The organism is Roseateles sp. (genome assembly GCF_049240545.1).
GTDB lineage: Bacteria > Pseudomonadota > Gammaproteobacteria > Burkholderiales > Burkholderiaceae_C > Paucibacter_A.
In genome coordinates this window covers 1-2,071 of the sequence record NZ_JBMLSK010000353.1, presented here as the reverse complement: position 1 = coordinate 2,071, position 2,071 = coordinate 1, and the positions used below count along the sequence as shown (strand labels likewise).

The following is a 2,071-nucleotide window of genomic DNA, read 5'->3' as shown; positions in this document are numbered from 1 at the left end:
GGGGTGCGGGCTAAATCACTTTCCTAATCGGGGTCGCACGAGGCGCCACCACAGCTGAGTCCGCAGATTCCCCATGGACCACGTTTTTTGACGGGGACGTGAGCCTCCAAAAAGCGGTTCTTCCGGACTATCAGTGGGCGATTTGAGGCCGATTTGAGCGTTTGACACGAGTTGCCCACCGCGGCGGTCTGTCGGTTCGTCGCAAGCGCCGACCGCCCGCCGCCGTGGACAACTCTGCACTGCACGGTGGCGATCACCTGCGTTGCGGCATCCGTTCAGTTGGCGCCACCGCGGTCCTGTGTTTACGCGTCAGCTCGATGCGTGCGCGGAAGCCGCTGCGCGCCAGAAGCGTTCAAGCTTGCGGCAGGTTGCGTCCAGCGAGTCTTGTTCCGCTTCGTTGATGCGCGGCCACATCAGCGGTCCGCCGTCACGGCCGATGAGCTGCCCGATGGCGGCTTTGACGTCCTGCTGCGCAAGCTCTTCGTCGTCATAGCGGCGCCGGATCAGCTCGCCACCGAGCGTCCAGAGGTTGTCGCGGTGCCGGCTCACGGTTGCCTTGGCCAGGCCCTGGTCCAGCAGATGCAGCAGGAACGGCGTCAGCAACTCAACGACCTGTTGGCCCACGACGATGTCGGCAGGCTCAACGTGCCAGGATCGGGGCCAGTCGTGCAGGTCAGGGCAGGCTTGCCGCAGGCGCTGCGCCTCCTGTGGCTCGAGATGGAACTCGTCATTGGCGCTGCCACGGGAGTCGGCCATGTTGCTCGCTCGCTTGCTCAATGCCTGCCACCACTTCCCCGGCTTCGTCTACGCCGCCGTGCGGCTGATCGAAGCCACCAGCACCATCGAGGTCGACGTGCGGCCGCGCCGCGGCTCCAAGCCGCATTGCTCATGCTGCGGCAACACCGCACCCGGGTACGACGTACTGGCCGTTCGGCGCTTCGAGTTCATCCCGGTCTGGGGCTATGCGGTGATGCTGCTGTACGCCATGCGGCGTGTGCAATGCCGCCAGTGCGGCGTGAAGGTCGAGCAAGTGCCCTGGGCGATGGGCAAGCACACGCTGACCAAGGCGTACATGTTGTACCTGGCGCACTGGGCACGCAAGCTGTCGTGGAAGGAGACGGCACTGAGCTTCGGCACGACCTGGGATCAGGTCTGTCATGCGGTGGAGTATGTCGTGCAGTGGGGGCTGGAGCATCGCGAACTCGGGACCCTGCGGGCCATTGGCGTGGACGAGATCCACATCGGTCAGAGCCACAAGTTCCTGACGCTGGTCTATCAGATCGAGGCCAACTGCGTGCGGCTGCTGTGGGTGGGCCGGGACCGCACGATGAAGAGCTTCGAAGGCTTCTTCACCCTTATCGGCCAGGACCTGGCCGGCAAGGTCGAGTTCGTCTGCTCGGACATGTGGCGGCCCTACCTGGAGATGATCGCCAGGCATTGCCCGCAGGCGCTGAACATCCTGGACCGCTTCCACATGGTGGCCAAGCTGAACAAGGCGCTGGACGAGGTGCGCGCCGGTGAGGCCCGGCGAATGGTTCGCGAGGGCTACGAGCCCGTGCTCAAGAAGAAGCGCTGGTGCCTGCTCAAGCGGCCGGAGAACCTCACGGACAAGCAGCGATTGAGTCTGCGCGAGTTGCTGGGCTACAACCTGAAGAGCGTGCGGGCCTACCTGCTCAAGGAAGAATTCCAGCTGTTCTGGGAATACACGTCACCGGCGTGGGCGGCCAAGTTCCTCGACGCCTGGTGCAAACGGGCGATGCGTTCACGCATCGAGCCGGTAAAGCGGTTCGCCCGAACCGTGCGCGCGCACCGCGAGCTGCTGCTCAACTACTTCAAGGCCAAGAAGCAGTTCTCCAGCGGCATCATCGAGGGGCTGAACAACAAAGCCAAAGTCACTATGAGAAAAGCGTACGGCTACAGGACCTTCCGGATCGCTGAACTCTCCCTGTATCACGTGCTTGGCAGGCTTCCAGAGCCAAAACTGGCCCACAGATTCTTCTGACGAAGCGGACTTTGTTTGTGCTGCCTAACGTTCGAGCTAAGCTGCCCGCGGAGGCGGGGGGGGGGGGGG

2 protein-coding genes are annotated in these 2,071 nt (G+C 63.6%); one reads left to right on the top strand and one right to left on the bottom strand.

Annotation, left to right across the window (positions count from 1 at the left end; translation table 11 throughout):
* Positions 1-309: 309 nt before the first annotated feature.
* Positions 310-756, bottom strand: a complete 447-nt coding sequence (locus tag ACOVRJ_RS21530; RefSeq protein WP_422045867.1) for a hypothetical protein — start codon at positions 754-756, stop codon at positions 310-312.
* Here ACOVRJ_RS21530 and ACOVRJ_RS21525 point away from each other — a divergent pair.
* A complete protein-coding gene (locus tag ACOVRJ_RS21525) occupies positions 755-2,002 on the top strand; it encodes an ISL3 family transposase (protein WP_422045866.1) in 1,248 nt (415 codons plus the stop codon). The genes ACOVRJ_RS21530 and ACOVRJ_RS21525 overlap by 2 nt on opposite strands.
* Positions 2,003-2,071: the final 69 nt, after the last annotated feature.

What these genes read in the sequence shown, in the direction of transcription:
- ACOVRJ_RS21525 (WP_422045866.1), top strand. Translation starts at nt 755, where the DNA reads ATGTTGCTCGCTCGCTTGCTCAATGCCTGCCACCACTTCCCCGGCTTC.
- ACOVRJ_RS21530 (WP_422045867.1), bottom strand. Translation starts at nt 756, where the DNA reads ATGGCCGACTCCCGTGGCAGCGCCAATGACGAGTTCCATCTCGAGCCA.